15 protein-coding genes are annotated in these 19,821 nt (G+C 61.0%); 9 read left to right on the top strand and 6 right to left on the bottom strand.

Translation table 11 applies throughout. From position 1 onward, the window contains the following. Positions 1–68: 68 nt before the first annotated feature. From ilvD to DKW72_RS11540, 4 genes are all read left to right on the top strand, one after another. Positions 69–1,748, top strand: a complete 1,680-nt coding sequence (ilvD, locus tag DKW72_RS11555; protein WP_198411327.1) for a dihydroxy-acid dehydratase — start codon at positions 69–71, stop codon at positions 1,746–1,748. Positions 1,749–1,927: 179 nt separating this feature from the next. After that, positions 1,928–4,144 (top strand): catalase/peroxidase HPI, encoded by a 2,217-nt coding sequence (gene katG / locus DKW72_RS11550; RefSeq protein WP_111642516.1) that lies wholly within the window; start codon positions 1,928–1,930, stop codon positions 4,142–4,144. Between the two features lie 98 nt (positions 4,145–4,242). Continuing rightward, entirely contained in the window at positions 4,243–5,637 is a 1,395-nt protein-coding gene (gene dbpA, locus DKW72_RS11545) for an ATP-dependent RNA helicase DbpA (protein WP_111642515.1), read from the top strand. A 24-nt stretch (positions 5,638–5,661) separates the two neighbouring features. After that, positions 5,662–7,086, top strand: a complete 1,425-nt coding sequence (locus tag DKW72_RS11540) for a GTPase family protein (RefSeq protein WP_111642514.1) — start codon at positions 5,662–5,664, stop codon at positions 7,084–7,086. Between the two features lie 14 nt (positions 7,087–7,100). Here DKW72_RS11540 and DKW72_RS11535 read toward each other — a convergent pair whose 3' ends face one another. Next, positions 7,101–7,868 (bottom strand): glutaredoxin family protein, encoded by a 768-nt coding sequence (locus DKW72_RS11535; RefSeq protein WP_232522389.1) that lies wholly within the window; start codon positions 7,866–7,868, stop codon positions 7,101–7,103. Positions 7,869–8,347: 479 nt separating this feature from the next. Here DKW72_RS11535 and DKW72_RS11525 point away from each other — a divergent pair, with 479 nt between their 5' ends. From DKW72_RS11525 to DKW72_RS11515, 3 genes are read left to right on the top strand one after another with little or no spacing between them, the layout of a single operon-like run. Beyond that, positions 8,348–8,854 (top strand): RNA polymerase sigma factor, encoded by a 507-nt coding sequence (locus DKW72_RS11525; RefSeq protein ID WP_111642513.1) that lies wholly within the window; start codon positions 8,348–8,350, stop codon positions 8,852–8,854. Positions 8,855–8,865: 11 nt separating this feature from the next. After that, a complete protein-coding gene (locus DKW72_RS11520; protein ID WP_111642512.1) occupies positions 8,866–9,573 on the top strand; it encodes an anti-sigma factor in 708 nt (235 codons plus the stop codon). An 11-nt stretch (positions 9,574–9,584) separates the two neighbouring features. Continuing rightward, a complete protein-coding gene (locus DKW72_RS11515) occupies positions 9,585–10,541 on the top strand; it encodes a porin family protein (RefSeq protein WP_111642511.1) in 957 nt (318 codons plus the stop codon). A gap of 26 nt (positions 10,542–10,567) precedes the next feature. Here the strand turns inward: DKW72_RS11515 and DKW72_RS11510 are convergent, their stop codons facing one another. Next, the gene (locus DKW72_RS11510) at positions 10,568–12,124 is read right to left on the bottom strand and encodes a S8 family serine peptidase (RefSeq protein WP_157960470.1); all 1,557 of its coding nucleotides are present in this window, start codon (positions 12,122–12,124) and stop codon (positions 10,568–10,570) included. A 190-nt stretch (positions 12,125–12,314) separates the two neighbouring features. Beyond that, on the bottom strand, positions 12,315–14,024 hold the full coding sequence (locus tag DKW72_RS16395; protein ID WP_157960469.1) for a DUF5666 domain-containing protein: 1,710 nt from the start codon (positions 14,022–14,024) through the stop codon (positions 12,315–12,317). A 307-nt stretch (positions 14,025–14,331) separates the two neighbouring features. On the opposite strand from DKW72_RS16395, the gene DKW72_RS11495 reads away from it, so the two are divergent. Together DKW72_RS11495 and DKW72_RS16695 are read left to right on the top strand one after the other, a co-directional pair. Continuing rightward, positions 14,332–14,568 (top strand): hypothetical protein, encoded by a 237-nt coding sequence (locus tag DKW72_RS11495; protein ID WP_111642508.1) that lies wholly within the window; start codon positions 14,332–14,334, stop codon positions 14,566–14,568. A 65-nt stretch (positions 14,569–14,633) separates the two neighbouring features. Further along, the gene (locus tag DKW72_RS16695; RefSeq protein WP_269777894.1) at positions 14,634–14,768 is read left to right on the top strand and encodes a hypothetical protein; all 135 of its coding nucleotides are present in this window, start codon (positions 14,634–14,636) and stop codon (positions 14,766–14,768) included. A 2-nt stretch (positions 14,769–14,770) separates the two neighbouring features. Here DKW72_RS16695 and DKW72_RS11490 read toward each other — a convergent pair whose 3' ends face one another. The 3 genes from DKW72_RS11490 to DKW72_RS11480 are packed head-to-tail and all read right to left on the bottom strand — an operon-like array spanning position 14,771 to position 19,703. Further along, the gene (locus DKW72_RS11490) at positions 14,771–17,869 is read right to left on the bottom strand and encodes an efflux RND transporter permease subunit (protein WP_111642507.1); all 3,099 of its coding nucleotides are present in this window, start codon (positions 17,867–17,869) and stop codon (positions 14,771–14,773) included. A gap of 15 nt (positions 17,870–17,884) precedes the next feature. Continuing rightward, positions 17,885–19,474: an efflux RND transporter periplasmic adaptor subunit gene (locus tag DKW72_RS11485; protein ID WP_111642506.1), complete on the bottom strand. Its 1,590-nt coding sequence runs from the start codon at positions 19,472–19,474 to the stop codon at positions 17,885–17,887. Further along, positions 19,431–19,703 carry a hypothetical protein gene (locus DKW72_RS11480; RefSeq protein ID WP_111642505.1) on the bottom strand — a complete coding sequence of 91 codons (273 nt, stop codon included), beginning with the start codon at positions 19,701–19,703 and terminating at the stop codon, positions 19,431–19,433. Before DKW72_RS11480 ends, DKW72_RS11485 begins: the two co-directional genes overlap by 44 nt. Positions 19,704–19,821 lie beyond the last annotated feature (118 nt).

Below are 19,821 nucleotides of genomic sequence, written 5' to 3'. Positions count from 1 at the left end.
GTGATCAAAATTTAATCCATTAAAACTTGATGGTATGAGCCGCGAACGGCAACCAGTAGGAGATGACCATGACCGAAGACAAACGCCGCCGCCATTCCGCCCCCGTGGTCGATGGCATTGGTAAATCCGCCAGTCGTGCCATGTTGCGCGCCGTGGGTTTTACCGATGAGGACTTTCGCAAACCTCAGGTGGGCATCGCCTCCACCTGGAGCAACCTGACCCCCTGCAATATGCATATCGACGACCTGGCGCGTCGGGCGGCGGCGGGTGCCGATGGTGCCGGGGGTAAAAGCCTGATCTTCAATACCATTACCGTGTCCGACGGCATCGCCAATGGCACCCCGGGGATGAAGTATTCACTGGTCTCGCGCGAGGTGATCGCCGATTCCATTGAGACCGTGGCCGGCTGCGAGGGCTTCGATGCCCTGGTGGCCATCGGCGGTTGTGACAAGAATATGCCCGGCTGTCTGATGGGCCTGGCGCGGCTCAACCGGCCTTCGGTGTTTGTCTACGGCGGCACCATCAAGCCGGGCGCCAACCATACGGATATTGTCTCGGTGTTCGAGGCCGTGGGCGCCCACGCCAAAGGCGACCTGGACCTGGTGGCGGTCAAACAGATCGAGGAAACCGCGATTCCGGGTCCCGGCTCCTGCGGCGGCATGTACACCGCCAACACCATGGCCTCGGCGATTGAGGCCATGGGGATGAGCCTGCCCGGCAGTTCGGCGCAAAACGCTGTGGACGACATCAAGGTGGCCGACTGTGAAGCGGCGGGCGCGGCGGTGCTGGAACTGCTGGCGCGGGATATCAAACCTTCAGACATCATGACCCGGGCCGCTTTTGAGAATGCCATTGCCGTGGTGATCGCCTTGGGGGGCTCCACCAACGCGGTGCTGCATCTGTTGGCGATGGCCAACACCGTGGGCGTGGCGCTGAGCCTGGAGGACTTTACCCGCATCGGCAAACAGGTGCCGGTGCTCGCGGACTTGCGCCCCAGCGGCCAGTACATGATGTCCGAGCTGGTGACCATTGGTGGCATTCAGCCGCTGATGAAAATGCTGCTCGAGCGCGGTCTGCTGCACGGCGACTGCCTGACAGTCACCGGGCGCACACTGGCGGAAAATCTCGCCGCAGTTACACCCTATCCCGAGGGGCAGGACATCATTCGCGCCTTTGACGACCCGATAAAAGCAGACAGCCATCTGCGCATTCTCTATGGAAGCCTGGCGCCCACCGGCGCGGTGGCAAAAATTACCGGGAAGGAGGGCACTGATTTTACCGGTCGCGCCCGCTGCTTTCAGTCCGAGGAAGAGGCCCAGGAAAAGATTCTCGACGGCAGCGTTCAGGCCGGCGATGTGGTCGTGATTCGCTACGAAGGCCCCAGGGGCGGCCCGGGGATGCGCGAGATGTTGAGCCCCACCTCCGCGATCATGGGGCGGGGCCTGGGCAATGACGTCGCACTGATTACTGACGGGCGCTTTTCCGGTGGCAGTCACGGCTTTGTGGTGGGCCATATCACCCCGGAGGCGATCGACGGCGGCCCCCTGGCGCTGGTTGAGGATGGTGACACCATCACCATCGACGCGGTAAACAACACTATTGAGTTGGGCGTGAGTGATAAAGAACTGGAACGCCGTCGTCGCGATTGGCGACCGCCGCAACCCAGAGAGACCCGCGGGGTCCTGGCCAAGTACGCGCGCACGGTGTCTTCCGCCTCGCTGGGCGCGGTGACCGACCTGCCGGATTGATATTGAAGTGTTAGTTTTTAACTATTAAAGCTAATGCCAAAATAAATCGGATTCATCTTTCGAAAGGCGTTATTTCGGCCTATGCTTATTGGCGTGGTTTTCCAGCCTTGCGGTAAAAAGGCCGCAGAAAGTCAGTGACAAGTACAAAAGTACCCGGACAGCAATCATTGGAGACAACTATGGCTAATAGCGACAATCAGGGCAAATGCCCGGTCATGCACGGTTCGCGCACCACCACCAGCAGCGGCACTGCCAATCAGGACTGGTGGCCGAACCAGCTCAATCTGAACATCCTGCATCAACATTCGCCCAAATCCAATCCGCTCGGCGAGGACTTCAACTACGCGGAAGAATTCAAGAAGCTCGACCTCGCCGAAGTCAAAAAGGACATCGCCAAGGTACTCACCGACTCCAAAGACTGGTGGCCTGCCGATTACGGCCACTACGGACCCTTTATGATCCGTATGGCGTGGCACAGCGCCGGCACCTACCGTGTGGGCGATGGCCGAGGTGGCGCGGGCACCGGCAGCCAGCGTTTTGCACCACTGAACAGCTGGCCTGACAACGGCAACCTGGACAAGGCCCGCCGCCTGCTGTGGCCGGTGAAGCAAAAGTATGGCAACAAACTGTCGTGGGCGGATCTGTACATTCTTACCGGCAACGTATCGCTGGAAACCATGGGCTTTAAAACCTTCGGTTTTGCCGGTGGTCGGGAAGACGTATACCAGCCTGAAGAAGACATCTACTGGGGCGCCGAGAAAGAGTGGCTGGCCTCCAGCGATAAAGAGAACAGCCGTTATTCCGGTAAACGCGATCTCGAGAACCCGCTCGCCGCTGTGCAGATGGGTCTGATCTACGTCAACCCGGAAGGCCCGGATGGCAACCCCGACCCACTGGCCTCGGCGCAGGATATTCGGGAAACCTTCAAGCGCATGGCCATGAATGACTATGAAACCGTGGCGCTCACCGCCGGCGGTCACACGTTCGGTAAAACTCACGGCGCTGCCGATCCGGACAAGTATGTGGGACCGGAGCCGGAGGCGGCACCCATCGAAGAAATGGGCCTGGGCTGGAAGAACAGTTACGGCACTGGCAAGGGCCGCGATGCCATCACCAGTGGCCTGGAAGGCGCCTGGACCCCCACCCCGACGAAGTGGGATATGAGCTACTTTGACGTGCTCCTTGGCTACGAGTGGGAGCTGAGCAAGAGCCCAGCCGGTGCCAACCAGTGGGCCGCTAAAGGTTTGGCCGATAAAGACCACGCGCCCGACCCGGAAGATCCGTCCAAGCGCGTAGGCATCATGATGTCCACCGCGGATATGGCGATGCGTGAAGATCCGGAGTACCGGAAAATCTCTGAGCACTTCCACAAGAACCCGGAAGAGTTCGCCGACGCGTTTGCCCGCGCCTGGTTCAAGCTGACTCACCGGGATATGGGCCCCAAAGATCGCTACCTTGGCCCGGAAGTGCCTGCCGAAGACCTGATCTGGCAGGATCCGGTGCCGAAAGTCGATCACGACCTGATTGATGCGAGCGATATCAAAGCGCTCAAGGCGAAACTGCTCGACAGCGGTGTGTCGGCGCGCGAACTGATTTACACCGCCTGGTCGGCCGCATCGACCTACCGCGGCTCTGACATGCGCGGCGGCGCCAATGGTGCGCGCATCCGTCTGGCCCCGCAAAAAGGGTGGGAAGTCAATGAGCCGGAGCAGCTGGCCAAGGTCCTGAAAGCGATCGAAGGCGTGCAGAGAGACTTCAATACCAAAGGCGGCAGCAAGAAGGTATCGCTGGCCGACCTGATCGTGCTCGGTGGCTGTGCGGCGGTGGAAAAAGCCGCGCAAGACGCGGGTCACAGCATTGAAGTGCCTTTCACTCCGGGACGTGCCGATGCGACCGAAGAGCAGACCGACGCCGAGTCGTTCGAGTGGCTCAAGCCCGAGGCCGACGGCTTCCGCAATTACCGTCGCACCAAGTTCGCGGTTGCGGATGAAGAACTGCTGGTAGACAAAGCTCAGTTGTTGGGCCTGAGTGCGCCGGAAATGACGGTGCTGGTGGGCGGCTTGCGTGTACTGGATGCCAACTACAAGCAGTCCAAGCACGGTGTGTTCACCCAAACCCCGGGCAAGTTGACCAACGATTTTTTCGTCAACGTGACCGACACCGACACCCAGTGGGCCCCCAAGTCTGGCGAAGAAGACGTGTACGAAGCCAAGGACCACAAAACCGGCGCAGTCAAGTGGACTGGCAGCCGCGTGGACCTGATCTTTGGCTCCAACTCGCAGCTGCGGGCCATCTCTGAGGTTTACGCCCAGGCGGACGCCAAAGAGAAATTTGTGAAGGACTTTGTCAATGCCTGGACCAAGGTGATGGATGCCGATCGTTTTGATCTGAAATAACCTTTCACCCTCACGGCACGATAAAAATCCCCGGCCCGCAAGCCGGGGATTTTTTTATGCGGTACACTGACCGCCATTATCACCCGCCCGGAGCTATCATGACCCAAACCCCCTCGGATGCCACCCACGACTTCAGCCATCTGGCCCTGGATCCGGCGCTGCATACGAATCTGGCGAGCCTCGGTTACCATCAGATGACGCCCATTCAGGCCCAGAGTCTGCCGGTGATGCTCGCCGGGCAGGACGTCATCGCTCAGGCGCAGACCGGTTCCGGCAAAACCGCGGCCTTTGCCCTCGGGGTGCTCAACAAGTTGCGGCCGGAACACTATGCGGTGCAGGCGTTGATCCTGTGTCCGACGCGCGAGCTGGCGGATCAGGTCGCCCAGGAAACCCGGCGTCTGGCGCGTACCCTGACCAATATCAAAGTGCTGACCCTGTGCGGTGGTACGCCTATCGGTCCGCAGATCGGTTCACTCGAACACGGCGCACACATTGTGGTGGGTACGCCCGGGCGGATCGACGACCACCTGCGCAAAGGCACCCTCCGTCTGGACGCCGTGCATACCTTTGTGCTCGACGAAGCGGATCGGATGCTCGACATGGGCTTTCAGGAAGTGCTGGATGGCATCGTCGGTTATCTGCCCGAGCAGCGCCAAAACCTGCTCTTCAGTGCCACTTATCCGGAGCAGATTCAGCAGATTGCCGAACGCATCATGCAGGCACCCGTGCGGGTCAAGGTCGATGCGGATACCCGCCGGGATATCGACCAGCGTTTCTGTCTGCTCGAGGGCGTGGCGCGTACCGATGCGGTTCACCGCTGGCTGTTGCAGGAGCGTCCGGATGCGACCCTGGTGTTTTGCACCACCAAAAAAGAAACCGACGAGCTGGCCACTTATCTGCAGGCGCAGGGGCTGGACTCCCTGGCGTTGCACGGCGACCTGGACCAGCGCGAGCGCGACAAAACCCTGGCCATGTTTGCCAACAAAAGTGCCTCGGTGTTGGTGGCCACGGACGTCGCCGCCCGGGGGCTGGATATTGAGGCGGTTAACCTGGTGATCAATGTGCATCTGGCCAAGGAGCCGGCGGTGCACGTGCACCGGGTCGGGCGCACCGGGCGCGCAGGCGCGAGCGGCGCCGCCATCACCCTGTTTGAGGAGCGCGAGCGCTTCAAGCTTGAACGGCTGCGCGAGCTGTTACCGGAGGAGCCGGTGGAAGTCGCGCCGCCGGATGCGTCGATTCTGAAGACGTCGGGTTTCAAGGCGCCCATGGTGACTGTGGAGATCGAGGGGGGCAAAAAACAGAAACTTCGCCCCGGCGATATCCTCGGCGCTCTGACTGCCAAAGACGGACTGGCGGGCAGTGACGTGGGCAAGATCCAACTGCAAGACCATCGCGCCTATGTGGCGGTCAAACGCGCGTTGGCGCGCGATGCTCTCAACCTGATCAATAACGGCAAAATGAAAGGGCGTAAGTTTCGGGCGCGCAAAGCCTAGTCAGTCCTTTGCTATAGTAGAGCCATGAAAGACCTGATCCGTCAATTCGGTCGCCTGCGCCTCCTGGCGTTGGTGCTGACCTACATACCGCTGGCTGTTATTCCCCTGGCTGGCGTGGTGTGGCTGTGGCAGACGGGGTACCTGGGGTATTGGTTGCTGTTGCTGGCGGCCTGCGGCGGTTGTGCGCTGCTCTTGCAGCTGTGGCTGGCGCGCAACGACAAACGCCGAATACTGGAGGCGCGAACCCACCCCGATCGCAACTGGTCGACCACGGCCGAAGGCGCCTGGGTGCAGGTCGAAGCCTTGGCGCAAAGCGCCAATCCCTCCGAGCACGCGCTCAGTGACGGCTCCGCCCTCTGGCTATTGGGACAGCAGACGTTAGCCCGGGTTGCGGGCCATTTCCATCCCGATAAGGCGCAGCCGCTCCTGGAGCTGACGGTACCCCATACCTTATTGATTATCGAGCGCGCCAGCCGTGAGCTGCGCCAGGAAATCGTGCACACCTTGCCCTTCAGTCATCGTCTCAGTCTGGGCAACCTGGTCCAGGCGCGGCGCTTGCAGCAGACTGCCTCGCGTTACCACAATGTGTACCGCGTGGGACGCGCGTTGGTCAGCCCGGCGAGCGCGCTCTACAAGGAGTTCAGCCGTGCGGTGGGCGGGCATATTCTGGATTATGGCAGTGACCGGATGCAGCGCTGGCTCTTGCAGGAGTATGTGCGCAAAGTCGGGTTTTACGCCATTGAGCTTTACAGCGGCAATCTGCTGTTGAGCGGCACCCTGACTCACGGCAGTGGCCACCCGTTGCAGGTGTTGGTGCTCGGCCCCGCCGGCAGTGGCAAAACCAGCCTGCTTGAAACCTTGACCCAGGGCCGGGCAGAAGCCGACCCGGAGGCTAGCGATAAGTGGATTAGCGTGCACCGACTCGAGTCGGTGGAGTGGGGCGAGCTGGAGTTGTGGGACACGCCGGCCTGGAAGCGCCTGCCACGGCGTCGCGCCCGCGCAGCCGTCGCGGCAGCGGATATTATCCTCTGGGTCAGCCATGCCGGCGAGATGGATGTGGCGTATGAGGCCGGTCAGCTCGCGCGACTCACGCGCTGGCTGGGAGGGCGTGCGGGTCAGCCCGAGCCGCCACTGTTGGTGGCACTGACTCACAGTGAAAAGTTGAAGGCGTCGGGCGCCCTCGCCGACGTGGCGGAACAACTGTCGATGCCCACCGAGAATGTCATTGCTCTGTCCCTGGCAGATCCTCTGGCGGCGCAGGCGCGCGAGCAGCTACACACCGCCTTCGCGGCGCACCACGCCCAGGCTGAGCGCAGCCATTACTGGCGCTATCTGCATCGCAGCCAGCGGCAGGAAAATCGTGAGCTGTCGGGCCGGCAACTGCGCAGCGTCGCCGGCAACGCCTGGCGCGCGGTGCGCGGTGTTTTTCGAGGGGGCTCCAAACGCTAGTTACCGTCTCGTCCTCAAAGCAGATACATCCTGATAGGCATCCACAGTCCCATTAAAATCATGATCAGATTTTCGGTCAGTGACACGAAGCCCAGCGGCACCTTCGAGTCGCCGCCGGCGCAGGCGCATTTGAGTTCGCGTTTATCGATATAAACCGCCTTGAACACCGATACCGCACCGATGGTGCCGATAAAAAGTGCCAGCGGTGCCGCCAGCCATATCAGCACGCCCGCCAGCATCAGAATGCCGGCCAGGGTTTCTGCAAATGGGTAGACGTAGCTGTAGCGCACCTGTCGCTGGGCCAGCAGGTCGTAGTTGAGAAACATGGTGCTGAAGCTTTCCAGATCCTTGAGCTTCTGCAAGCCCAGGAGGCACATGGCAATGGCCACAAACCACTCCAGGGTGTGTAGCGACCAGAGCGTGCCCAGTGCCATCCAGGCCACGGCCAATGCCATCAGAAATGCGGTGGAGAAAATCGCAATGATGGGCTTATAGCTGACGTCCTTTTCCCCAGGGACATCCATTCCCAGATGTTTTCTCACTTCTTCGTAACCGCCAATGCGCTCACCGTCGATAAAAGCCTGAGGCGTGGTATCCACCTGGTGCTTTTGTTTGAAGGCATCGGCTTGCTCGCGCGTCTCAAGAAGGTGGTCTTCAACCTCGAAGCCTTGTCGCTCCAGCAGATCCTTGGTTTTCAGGCCGAACGGACAGACGTGCTCATCGGTCACCATTCGGTAGAGTTCAGCGGTTTTTGCGTTTGTTTGGGTATCATCAGACGTCATTTGAAGTTCTCCAGGGCCAGGCTTTCAGGATCGTTACACTTATTACTTGATCCTGTTTGAGAAGTGTAGGCGCGAATCCGCCGCCGGGCGTTCGAAAGTTTCGTGTTTGGCCCCGGTAGAGCCTACAGGCCGGCGACAGTGCCTCGCCGCGATAGGTATATAAGCGGCACGTAGACTTTCAGCACTTCTCGTCCGCCATCGGCTATCCCGGAAAATACTTTCTGGTGAGTTTACTGCCATAGCTTGTCCGGTGTTGAAGCTCCCCTCGACCCCCTTGCCTCCGTCGCAAAAGGAAAACTTTGTCCGCAGTATGACGAAAACACGACAAAGATGTAACCTTGGCGCCTTCTGACACTTGGTGTTGAATCGGCCACAGTGACGTGGGTTCTGTGCCAGACTATAGCCGCAGCATGTTTAATTATTGACTCTTGACGGGAATAAAACCCGTATTGGCGCGTTGTCTGTAATATGAGGCCTGAATGACAGAGAATTTTTGCTCGCAACTGGTGGACCTTCTGCCGCGACTGAGGCGGTTTGCGCTTGGCTTGACGGCCAATCAGGAGGAGGCCGACGACCTGGTTCAGGCTGCCTGTGAAAAGGCGCTGGCCAAGCAGCATCAATGGCAGCCCGGTACTCGGCTGGATTCCTGGATGTATCGAATTATCCAGACCCAGAGGATTGACCATCTGCGCCGGGAGAAGCACGCGCCGGTAAGTCAGGCGGAAGAATCCCTACCGGACTGGGAGGATACTCATAGTGCCGATCGTGCAGAGAACGAAGACCTGCTTCGGCACACCATGAGAGCCATTGAAGGGCTTCCCGAAGAGCAGCGGCTGGTAATGCTGCTGGTCGTGGTCGAGGAGTACTCCTACCGGGAGGTGGCGGAGCAGCTGGAGATCCCTATCGGGACCGTGATGAGCCGGTTGGCGCGCGGGCGACTCCGCCTGATGGAGTGCCTGCCACCCTTGGACAGCGTAACTGATTGAGAGACAGCGCAATGAATGATGCCGATTTTGAATTGATTATGGCCTATGCCGATGGCGAAACCGGGCCTGAGGACACGGCCCGGGCCGAAGCGCTGCTGGCGGAGAAGCCCGATGCTCGCACAGTGCTTGCGCGTCTTCGGGCGGTGGATGGCAGTGTGAAAACAAGCCTGGACGGGGTGCTGGATGAGCCGGTTCCGGAGCGATTGATTCAGGCGGCTTCCGAGGGTGCGCCTGCGAAGGGACGCTTGCTCCGCTTTCCCGAAAAGTGGCGTCTGGCGCCCTCGCACTGGGCCATGGCGGCCTCCCTGGTGTTGGCTCTGGGTGCGGTTTTTTTCTGGACGGCCACCCCCAGCCCGGATTCAAACACCATGCGTACCTTTGTGTACCAAAGTCTGGAACAGACTCCCAGCGGCGAACGCAGGACGGATCCTGATAGAGGCTGGCAGGTGATGCCACTGGCCAGTTACGAAACCGCCGACGGCCGGTTATGCCGGGAGTATGCCGGGCGCACGGGCGATGATACGCTGTCCGGCCTGGCGTGTCGGACCGACACCAACGAATGGGAGATCCTGGTGTCCGAAACCCGGGCTCCTGCTACAGGCTTCCAGCCGGCATCCGGGCCTGAAAGGGCTGTGGCGGAGGCGCTGGAACAATTGCAGGCGGGTGAAGCTTTGACAGCGCAGGAAGAGGCTGCCCGGTTGCGCCTTCTGGACGAATGAGGATGAATTGAGTGGTGACAGTTCCGGGAGTTAATCTGAGCGGCGCCTTGGCGCCGCTCAGTCTGTTGTCTGCGCTGTGTATGCTTGTGCCGATGGCTCAGGCTGAAGAGGGCAGCTCCCTCTGGAGTGGCGTGCGCGACTCTGTGGATCTGTCTGTCTCGGCGGGCGCCCGCTACGAGGACAACCTGGTGGTGGAGGAGCTTGACGCTGTGTCGAGGCAATCCGGCGTGGCCAGAGTCGGATCGGTGGATCTCGATGTGGCCCACGAGTGGGCGGGCGGGCGCCGGATCGGCGCTGGCTATTTCATGGAGCTGCGCCGATTTGAAGAATACCCGAGCTACGACCTGGACCTGCATCACGGCTACGGTAATTTGAGTCAACGTTTGGGCCCGGTGCGCTGGACTACCCGGCTGGATGGAAGCGTAGCCCATCTGGGTGGAGAGCGCCTTCTGGAAAATCGTCAGATTGGCTTGCAATTGTCCGGTCTGGCCGGCCGGTCCGTTTACCTGCGCGGTGGACTCGCGTTCAAGCAGACGGATTTGCTGCGGGCTCCGCAGCGCAACAACGACGATACCCGGGCGGACCTGGCCGGGTATTATTTTCTGGATGGCACGGCGCACTACCTCAGTGTCAATTACCGATTTAACGCCAAGCGCGCTGAACAGTCCCGGTTTGATTACGATGCGCACCGGTTCGGAATAATGTACAACCGGCGTCTGTCGAGGTGGGCCACGCTGAAACTGGACTGGCGCTACGAAGAGCGCCAGTATCTGAGCGACGCATCGACGCCTGTCAGCGGGCCGCGTCTGGATGAGCGCCAGCGTTGGCGTGGGCGCCTGGAGATCCCGCTCGGGGAACGGCTGGAGCTGGAGCTGCGCTACGAGCACCGGGATTACGCCTCCAACCTTGCCAGCGTGGATTACACCGATAATCGGCTGGAAGCGCGCTTTACCCTGGAGCTTCTATAAAGCGGCACTGCTGCGAAAGGTGGCGATCAGGGCTCAACGGGGCTCTGAAGCTGACTTCTTCCCGGTAGGCCGTGGCCGAATCGCACGTCCTTGCCGGGATCGCCCAAGTCCAAAGTGTCCTCTTTCAGTGCTTGCAGCGCGCCTTCCATTGAGCCTGTATCGGCCAAATAGCGAGCAAGCAGTGCCGACACCACCGGCGCGGCAAAGGACGTGCCGGTGACCAGATCAAACCCCTGATCCCCCGACGCGGCCGTCAGGTTGACCCCGTAGGCGGCAAAATCCAGATGATCTCCCTGAACCGCATAGGAATAAAGGTTTCCCTGCCGGTCAATTGCGGTCACTGCCACCACGTTGGGGTAGGCCGCGGGGTATTGGGGGTCGGCCAGAGGGCCGGCATTGCCTGCTGCGGCGACGGGCAGGATGCCCAAGTCCCGAACCCGCTGCAGCACGGTCTCCAGGGTCTGGTTGGCCGGTCCCGCCAGGCTGATGTTGATGATGTCTACCGGCTGGGATACCAGCCAGTCCAGGGCTCTGATCAGGCTTTGGGTCGTAGCAATGGAGCCATACTGGGTGTGCTCGGAAAATACCGAGGCGGCGTAGAGCTGGGCATCGGGCACCAGCCCCTCCCAATCTGGCGTGCGGCCCACCAGCAGCGAGGCCGTTGCCGTCCCATGCGCCCGGTCTCGCTCAGAGGGGCGGGAGACAAAAGACTTTTGCTCCAGGCGGGCGCCCGCAAAAGCGGGGTGCGCTGTGTTCACCGGGCCGTCGAGCATGCCTATGGCTGCGGACGTTTGCCCCGGAGGCGCCGTGCGGTAGAGCGATGACAGTGTCGCTGAGGCCTCGCTGGCTTCCCGCGAGTCCTGATTCAGCTCATAGCCATGGTTGAAATCCACCGACAGGCCGGGGTAAGTTTCGCGCAGTTCGGTGCGCAGGGCTTCCAGCGGCAGGTCACCCTGTACCTGAAAGCTGCCCAGGCTGACCCCCAGTGCGGAGAGTGAGCGGCGGGTCCGCAGTGCAATACCGGGGTGGCGATCCAGCCGATCCAGAAGAGCGTCGTCGGTGACCACCAGCATTTGATTGCTGACGATGATATCGCCGGTATTCAGCTCAATCAGGTTCTCCAGGTCATCTTCCAGCATGTCCAGGAGCCGCTCCTCGAGGGCATCGGCCAACGCCTCGTCCTGATCGAAACGGTCGCCCAGGCCATTCTGGCTCAACGCTTCTTCGAGATTGTCCTCCAGGGAGTCTTCAGCGGCGTCCTCCACCAGATCCTCAACCTTGTCCTCCAAGAGATCTGACTCATCGAAAAAGTCATCCAGGTCATCGTCTAAATCGTCGTCAAGGTCGTCGTCAAAGTCATCGTCGAGGTCGTCGTCATCATCGAAGTCATCGTCGAAATCATCATCAAAGTCGTCATCATCATCGAAGTCGTCATCAAGCTGCGCCAGATACAGTGTCTGTGGCTGTGAGGTGCCAAAGGAGGAAAATGGCGATTCTGCCCCAACGGCACCAGCGCTCAGTAAAATACCCATCACGCTACCAATCAGCAGGCGGGGAGCGGAGGGGAAGTCAGTCAGGGGCATGATCATTGGCTCGGTTCAAAGGGATGAGGGCTTATAACGTGAACAGATAGAGTAGTGCAGAGGTAATAGGTTTGGCAATCAAAGACCCTCTGATCAGTCCCCACATGGGTTTGTGCAAAAAGCCTGGGGGGACTGATCAGAGGGGCCTCAACCGGGCCATGTCCCTGTGGCCCGGTGTGCCCTCTATGCCTTAGGCATCGTCATCCATGTCGTCATCGTCGTCGTCATCCTGATCGTCGTCTTCATCATCGTCGAAGTCGTCATCTTCGTCGTCATCGTCATCGTCATCGTCGTCCCGATCAAAAGTGGTTGCTACATCGTCATCCCACTTGAACTCGACTTCCTCGGCGATCAGCAGTTCGTTGGAGCAACCGGCGGTATTGTCTTCGTCGCTTTCGGCTTCGACGACAGCACCGGCCTCAGTCTCCAGGATATTGAAGAAGTTGACCCGTCCGAGGCTGTTGTCTTCCGTGTCTCCGAAGTTGTCCTCGTCCATAATACTGGACGTATCGATGGAAACCCCAAGGATGGTAAAGATGCCGCTGGAGACATCAATGCTGCCGGCTTCCACCGGGCCACGCAGAGAGCAGTCCATGTCTTCCTCATCGCTGTCGCGCTCAATCCGGTTCCAGGTTAGGGTGCCGTCCTCCGCAAGATAGCCGCGGGCTTCAATGGCGTCACCGGCTTGCAGGCGGGCCATGAAGTCCTCCGGCTTGAGGCGATCGCCGTCTTCGCCATCGTCTTCCACCCGGCTCCTGCCGGTCGGAGTAACAGTGATCCCCAGGCGGGTAGTGAAGCTGTCGGTGCCGACGGTCTCAACGCGGTCGGAAATCTCAACATTGTTGGTGCGTTCCCACTCGATACCGTCTTCGATATCGATTTCCAGGTGGCCTTGGGCATTGAACGAACCTTCGACTTCGACCTTGACGCCAATCAGGTTGGCCAGCAGGCTGGCGTCGGTCACGGGAACTACGAGACCATTGATGGTGACGGTATTGGGGGTGCTTTCGGTATCGACGGCTTGAATGAAGCCTTCAATTTCGAACTCACCATCCCGATCGTCATCATCAAAGTCGTCTTCGCGCTCGATTTCGGTGGCCAGCAGGCTGCCGTCGGCTTGCAGTTCACCCTCCACATCCACGAACCAGCCATTGCTGAGTTGACCTTCTTCAATGTCATCGTTAAGAACAGTCAGGTCATAGGTAACCAGCAGGCTTCGGATCATGAAGGTGCCGTTGTCTGTATCCAGATCGGAAACGATACCTTTGATTTCCACTTCGTTGTCGTCGTCATCGTCGTCATCACTGTTGAGCCGGTCCAGACGAGTGGCTATATACCCGGTGTCGCTGAGGAAGCCGCTGACTTCAACCACGACACGTCCTTCGGTGCTGTCCAGGTCATTCAGGTCAATGCGTCCGTCCATATTGGCGTCGCCGATGCCGCCACCTAAAATGGTGTTGGCGTCAACGGTTACTGTTTGACCCAATACCACCAGGGTGCCCCGAGCCGGGTTGTCGGCATTGGGAGAGACACTGCTGACCGGACCTTTCAGGTCTTTGTCGAACACAACGCGGGTTGCGCGACGCTCTTCGCCCTCTTGAGCCGCTTCAATGGCGACCCGCATGCCCAGACGAAGGTCGTCTTCCGTCTTCAGACCTTCGCCGTCAAATTCGATCTCGGCGGTGGCTGTGTCGTAACGAACCCCATTCACGAAAATGCTGCCAAAGCCGGTAATTACACCAGAGGAGCTGACTCGGGTGCTTGAGCCAGTGCTGCCGCCGTTGTCCAGGTTGTTGTCCGGGTTGCTGGTGTCTGGGGCAGTGTCGCTGCTGCTGCCGCCGCAACCCGTCAGGACCAGGGCGATGGAGGTGGCCAATGCGCTTTTTTTTAGGTGTTTCATGGTAAGACCTCTTCTTGATTGATCGCAGTGCAAAGGCAACGGATTCTTGCCTTTTGCTTGTGTTTCACAAGAGACAACGGGCGCCACATGTTTTTATTCCCGCCATGCAAAATTATTTCTACTTTTTCTTTTGCTGCACTGCGCAGTACCGGCTACCAGGGCTGGCGCCGCCGCCAGCCCTGGTCGTTGCCCGGCTCTGCGATTGTGGGGTACGCTCGGAGCTGACTTGAGCCAGGTGGTTGGCGCAGGCGCCGTAAGACGTGGCCCTACCGGGCGACCAAGAGGCACGGGATAACAGGAGCCAACCATGAAACCCATTCTGCGCCGCACCACACTTGTCCTGGCGCTACTGTTTGCGGTCAGTGCAGCGGCCGCTGACCTGGACGCGACCTTTGCCCCCTACGCGAATCTTCTGAACGGTTTTCTGCAGGAAAGGCAGCTGGATGACGGGGGCTTGGTCTCGGCCTTCGATTACGCGGCGGCCTGGGAGATGAAGCGACTGAACGTCGCCTGCAGCAACAGGATGCGCTGCTTGCCGACTTAGACCCGGATCAGCTCGATACCCGCGAGCTGGCTCTGGCTTTCTGGAACAACGCCTACAACGACTTCATGATCCAGAAACTCTTGACAGACCCCGGCGACGGGATGGTCGACTCGGTGTGGGACTACGGTGGGCGCTACAATTCCTTTATCGATTATGACTGGCGCCTGAACAAGCCGGAAAATTTTCCCGAGTTCCAGTGAGCTTACCGGCTTGCCTCCCGCGGCAGTGCTCCAAAGCGCAGATAGAGCGCCGGCAGCACAATCATATTGAGCAGGGTGGAGCTCAGCAGCCCGAACAGAATGACGATGGCCATTGGTGCCTGAATTTCGCTGCCGGGCTGGCCGGCGGACAAAGCCAGGGGCACCAGCGCCAATGCGGTGGCCAGAGCGGTCATGGTAATGGGGACCAGCCGTTCCAGAGCGCCGCGCCGCACCTGTTCCCAGGGATCGGTAACGCCCTCGTGGCGGGCCAGGTGCTGCATATGGGCAATGAGCATCACGCCGTTGCGGGTGGCGATGCCGAACAAGGTGATAAAGCCGATCAGCGTGGCGACGGTGAGCACACCGCCGGCCAGCCACAGGCCCAGCACGCCGCCGAGCAGAGCCAGGGGCAGGTTGACCATCACCAGCAGAGCATCCCGGCTGGCGCCCAGCACCAGATGCAGCAACAGAAAAATCCCCACCATCACCACGGCGCTGAGCATCAACAAAGTGCGCGTGGCGGCCTCGGCCTGTTCAAACTGCCCGCCGTATTCCACAAAGTAACCCGCTGGCAGATCGACATTGGCCTGGATGCGCTCGCGCGCTTCATTGACCACGCCGGTCAGGTCGCGCCCGGCGACATTGGCCATGACGATGATGCGCCTTTGAACATTTTCCCGGCCGATCTGGTTGGGGCCCCGGTCGTATTCAACCCGGGCCAAGGCCGACAGGGGCACTTGCGCGCCCTCGTGGGTGGTGACCGGCAGCTCACGGATGGTGTCGATATTGTCCCGCGCTCTGTCGGGCAGGCGCACCACCAGATCAAAACTGGCGTCGCCCTCCAGCACCCGGGACACCGCCGTACCGAAAAAAGCGGTTTCCATCAGGTGGCTGACTTCGCCCAGGCTCAGGCCGTAACGGGCCAGGGCGGTCCGGTCGAAGTCGACGGTGACAAAGGGAATCTCCGCCTGCTGCTCCAGTGAGACATCGACCGCGCCGGGCACGCCGCTGACCTGTTCCTCGATCTGGGCGCCGAAGCGGCGCAGGTCGTACAGGTCTTCGCCAAAGAGTTTGATGGCGATATTGGCGCGGGTGCCCGAGAGCATATGGTCGATGCGGTGGGAAATCGGCTGGCCGATGGTGATATTGACTCCGGCAACCCCCGAAAACTCCTCGCGCAGATGGGCCAGCAGTTCCGCCTGGCTGCGCTCCTGCATATCCAGAGTAACTTCGATTTCAGACGCATAGATTTCCTGAGCGTGGGGGTCGCGCTCGGCGCGACCGGTGCGCCGGCCGGTGGCCACCACCTCCGGCTGTTTCAGCAGAATGGACTCGACACGGCCGGCCAGCTCGTCGGACAGTTCCAGGTCGGTGCCGGGCAGGGTGACCACATTGATGGTCAGGCTGCCCTCGTTAAAGTCGGGTAGAAAAGCCCGGCCGGCGGAGGCCAGGGCAAACAGGGTGATGGCCACCCCGATAAAAGAAATCGCGGCCAGAGTCCGCCAGCGAGGCAGGGTGAAGGTGAGCAGGGGTGCGTAGCCGCGCTTGAACCATGCGGCCAGGCGGGGTTCTTTTGTCTGGCGCAGGATGCGCCCTTTGCCCAGCAACCAATAGGACAGCACCGGTGTGACCGTGACCGCCACCACCAGCGAGGCGAACATGGCGACGATATAGGCAAACCCCAGCGGCTGAATCAGTCGCCCTTCCACGCCCACCAGAAAGAAAATCGGCAGCATCACCAGCACCACACTCACCGTGGCAAAAACCACTACGCCCTGGACTTCCCGGGTGGCGGCGTTGACTACCGACAGGGTGCTGTCCCGTTCGGCTTCGGGCCTGGCCGCATTGATCCGAAGGCGCCGTACTATGTTCTCTACCACCACAATGGCATCGTCTACCAGCACGCCTAGGGCGATCACCATGCCGCCCAGAGTCATGGTGTTGATGCCAATGCCGGCGGCCTTCATGGCCAAAATGGAGGCGACCAACGACAACGGGATGACTGTCACGGTCACCAAAGTGGCGCGGGCACTGGCGAGAAAGGCAAAGACAATGGCGATCACCAGCAGCGCGCCGTCGCGCAGGGCGGTGGCCAGATTGTTGATGCCCAGCTCGATAAAATCCGCCTGGCGAAACAGGTCGCTGTGCAGGGTCATGCCTTCGGGCAGACTGCGCTGAATGTCTGTCAGGGTTTCATCCAGGCTGCGGGTCAGGGCCAGGGTGTTGGCGCCGGGCTGCTTCTGGATGCCGAGTACCACGGCGGATTCATTGTTGTAACTGGCGGTGCCGCGCTTGGGGGCGGGCCCTATGCCCACCTCCGCCAGATCGCGTACCAGCACTGGCCGGCCGCCGCGCTCGGCGACAAAAATCTCGCCTATCTCGTCGCTGTGTTTGATGCGGCCTAGGCCGCGAATCAGAAATTCCTGATTGTTGTCCACATGAAAACCGGCGGAGGTATTTTCATTGCCTTGGGCCACGGCGGCCATCAGCTGCGAAAGGGTGACTTCATATTCCGCCAGGCGCTGGGAATCCGCCACCACCTGAAACTGGCGGGTGTCGCCACCGTTAGGAATCACTTCCGCCACGCCCGGCAGGGCCATCAGGCGCCGACGCACCACCCAGTCGGCGGTGGTTTTGAGGTCCATGGTGTCGTGCCGGTCCGATTGCAGGGCGACAAACATGACCTCGCCCATGATCGAGGTGACCGGTGCCAGGGTTGGTTCGGGCAGCCCTGGGGGCAGCTCACCGCGCGCGGTGGCCAGACGCTCGGCGACAATCTGGCGGGCCTGATAGATGTCGGACTCCCAGTCGAATTCCACCGTGATGATCGAGATGCCCACGCTGTTGTGGGAGCGCACCCGGCGCACGCCGGAGGCGCCATTGAGCGCCGTTTCCAGGGGCAGGGTAATCAGGGTTTCCACCTCCTCCGGGGCCATGCCATGGGCTTCGGTCACAACGGTCACTGTGGGGGCGGTCAGGTCGGGAAACACATCCACAGGCATCTGCCGCGTTTCCATCAGGCCCCAGGCGAGCATCAGCAGCGCGACAAACAGAACGACAAGGCGGTGGCCCAGGGACCAGCGGATCAGCTGTGCAATCATACCAACAGCCCCCGGTTAATGCGCATGGCCGTGACCCATGGCGTCGGGGGTGGCAGCGGCCAGGCGAACCTGCATGGCGCCTTTGCTGACAATACGTTCGCCTTCGGAGAGGCCCTCCAGTACTTCGAACCGGTCGCCGTCGCGGGCGCCCAGGCGCACAGGGCGGCGGCTGAAGGATTCGCCGCTGACCATCACATAGACCACCGGCTCGCCGCCGTCCTGAATCACGGCGGATGACGGAATAGAGAGCGCCTCCCGGGATTGACCGGTGTAGATGCGGGCCTGCACCCGTTGATTGACCTTGAGCCGGGGATCGGGCGGCTGCAATGCAAAAATCACCGGCAGGCTGCGGCTGATGGGGTCGATCATCGAGCCCACACCCACCAGCCGGGCATTATCGCCGACGTCAAGGGTGACCGGTTCGGTCGCGCCGGGCAACTCAAAGGCAGCGCCGCTGGGCGAATCCAGCCGCCCGGCATCGGCTTCGCTGACTTGTACTTCCAGCCACAGGTCTCGCGGGTCGACAATATGAAACAGGTGGCTGCCGGCATCGACAGCGGCGCCATGGGCCACTGGCACCCGGGCAATAATGCCGTCCAGCGGCGCGAGCAGCTCCAGGCCGCCTTGGTCATCGCTGCCCAGTTGAGCCAGGCGCAGTTCGGCGGAGCGCAGGCGCGATTGCGCCTGTTCCCTTTCTGCGCGTGCCTCCTCCAACCGTTGTGTGGAGATCGCGCCCCGCTCGTGCAACTGTTCGATCCGTGCCAGGGTGGTCTGCGCCAGCTCCAGTGCCGTGCGCGCGGCTTGTTGCTCGGCATCCAGAGAGGCGTGATCGATGCCCTCGCCGGCGCGGGGCACCAGAGTCGCCAGCACCTGGCCTTTCTCGACCGGGTCGCCCAGCGCCGGAAAGTCGCCGGTGGCGCGTACCGATCCGGCCACCACCGCCGTCACCACAAACTCGCCATTGGCCGCCGCGCGCACCCGGGCCGGTGCACTCACCGAGTCGCGCAGCGGCTGGCGCTGCACCGGGGCGACCGCAAATTCACTGCGCCATTGCTGTTCTTTATACAATCCGATTTCGCCGGTCGGAGCACTGGGGTGGCGGGCACTGCGCGCGGCCTCCCTGGAGGCGTGGACGGTGATGGTGCCCAGCGCGTGGGTGATCTCCTGCTTGTCGGTGGTCAGCACCAGCCGCAGCTCGCGTTCGCCCTCGGCGCGCGGGGCGATGGTGGGGCGAAAAATCCCCGGCGCGCGCTGGCTCTCGATGCGAAAGCGCTCCATGGGCTCACCGCCGCCGGAGAGGATCACATCCAGGTGGCCCTGCTCAATGGGGCGGTAGTCGTTGAGATCGGTAAAGTGCGCCACCAGGGCCGTGCGCTCGCCGGCGATAAGGGGCCCGAATTCCAGAAACAGCTCGGTGGCGTCGGTAAAGTGAGTGATCTCTCGAGTAGGCAACTCATGCTCGTGGGAATCTGAATGGTGGTAATGGTCGCTGCAGGCTGTTACGAGCAGTACCAATGCCAGCAATCCGCCGCGCAGGCCCCAACCCCAGGTAGATGTTGGCTCAGTGGTCATGGGAATGGCCGTCATGATTGTGCTCGTGGTCATGGCCGTGATGGTCGCCGTCGTGATCGTGCCCGTGGTGGTCGTCCGGGAGCGACTCAATGGTCACCGGCTCTTCGTCGCCATAGTAGGCCCGGGTCTCGCCGTCGGCGTCCGATGGCTGTTCATGGGGGTGATCGTGGCTGTGGTCGCCGTTGTGATCATGGCCGTGGTCGCAGGCCGCGAAGGCGAATACCGAAAACGTAAACAGTAGCGTCAGGGCTGGGCGGGGCATTGTGGCCGGTCTCCGGTGATGGCTGCTGGGGATTTCCATTCGGGTTGGCCCGCTTCGGCGGGCGCTTATGAGGGTTGCAAAGAACCCACGGGCTGTCAATTGCTTTTGGCACTCGCCT

Origin of the sequence: Marinimicrobium alkaliphilum (assembly GCF_003259155.1) — a bacterium.
GTDB classification, from domain to species: Bacteria; Pseudomonadota; Gammaproteobacteria; order Pseudomonadales; family Cellvibrionaceae; genus Marinimicrobium_A; species Marinimicrobium_A alkaliphilum.
This window is presented reverse-complemented; position numbering and strand designations above follow the sequence as displayed.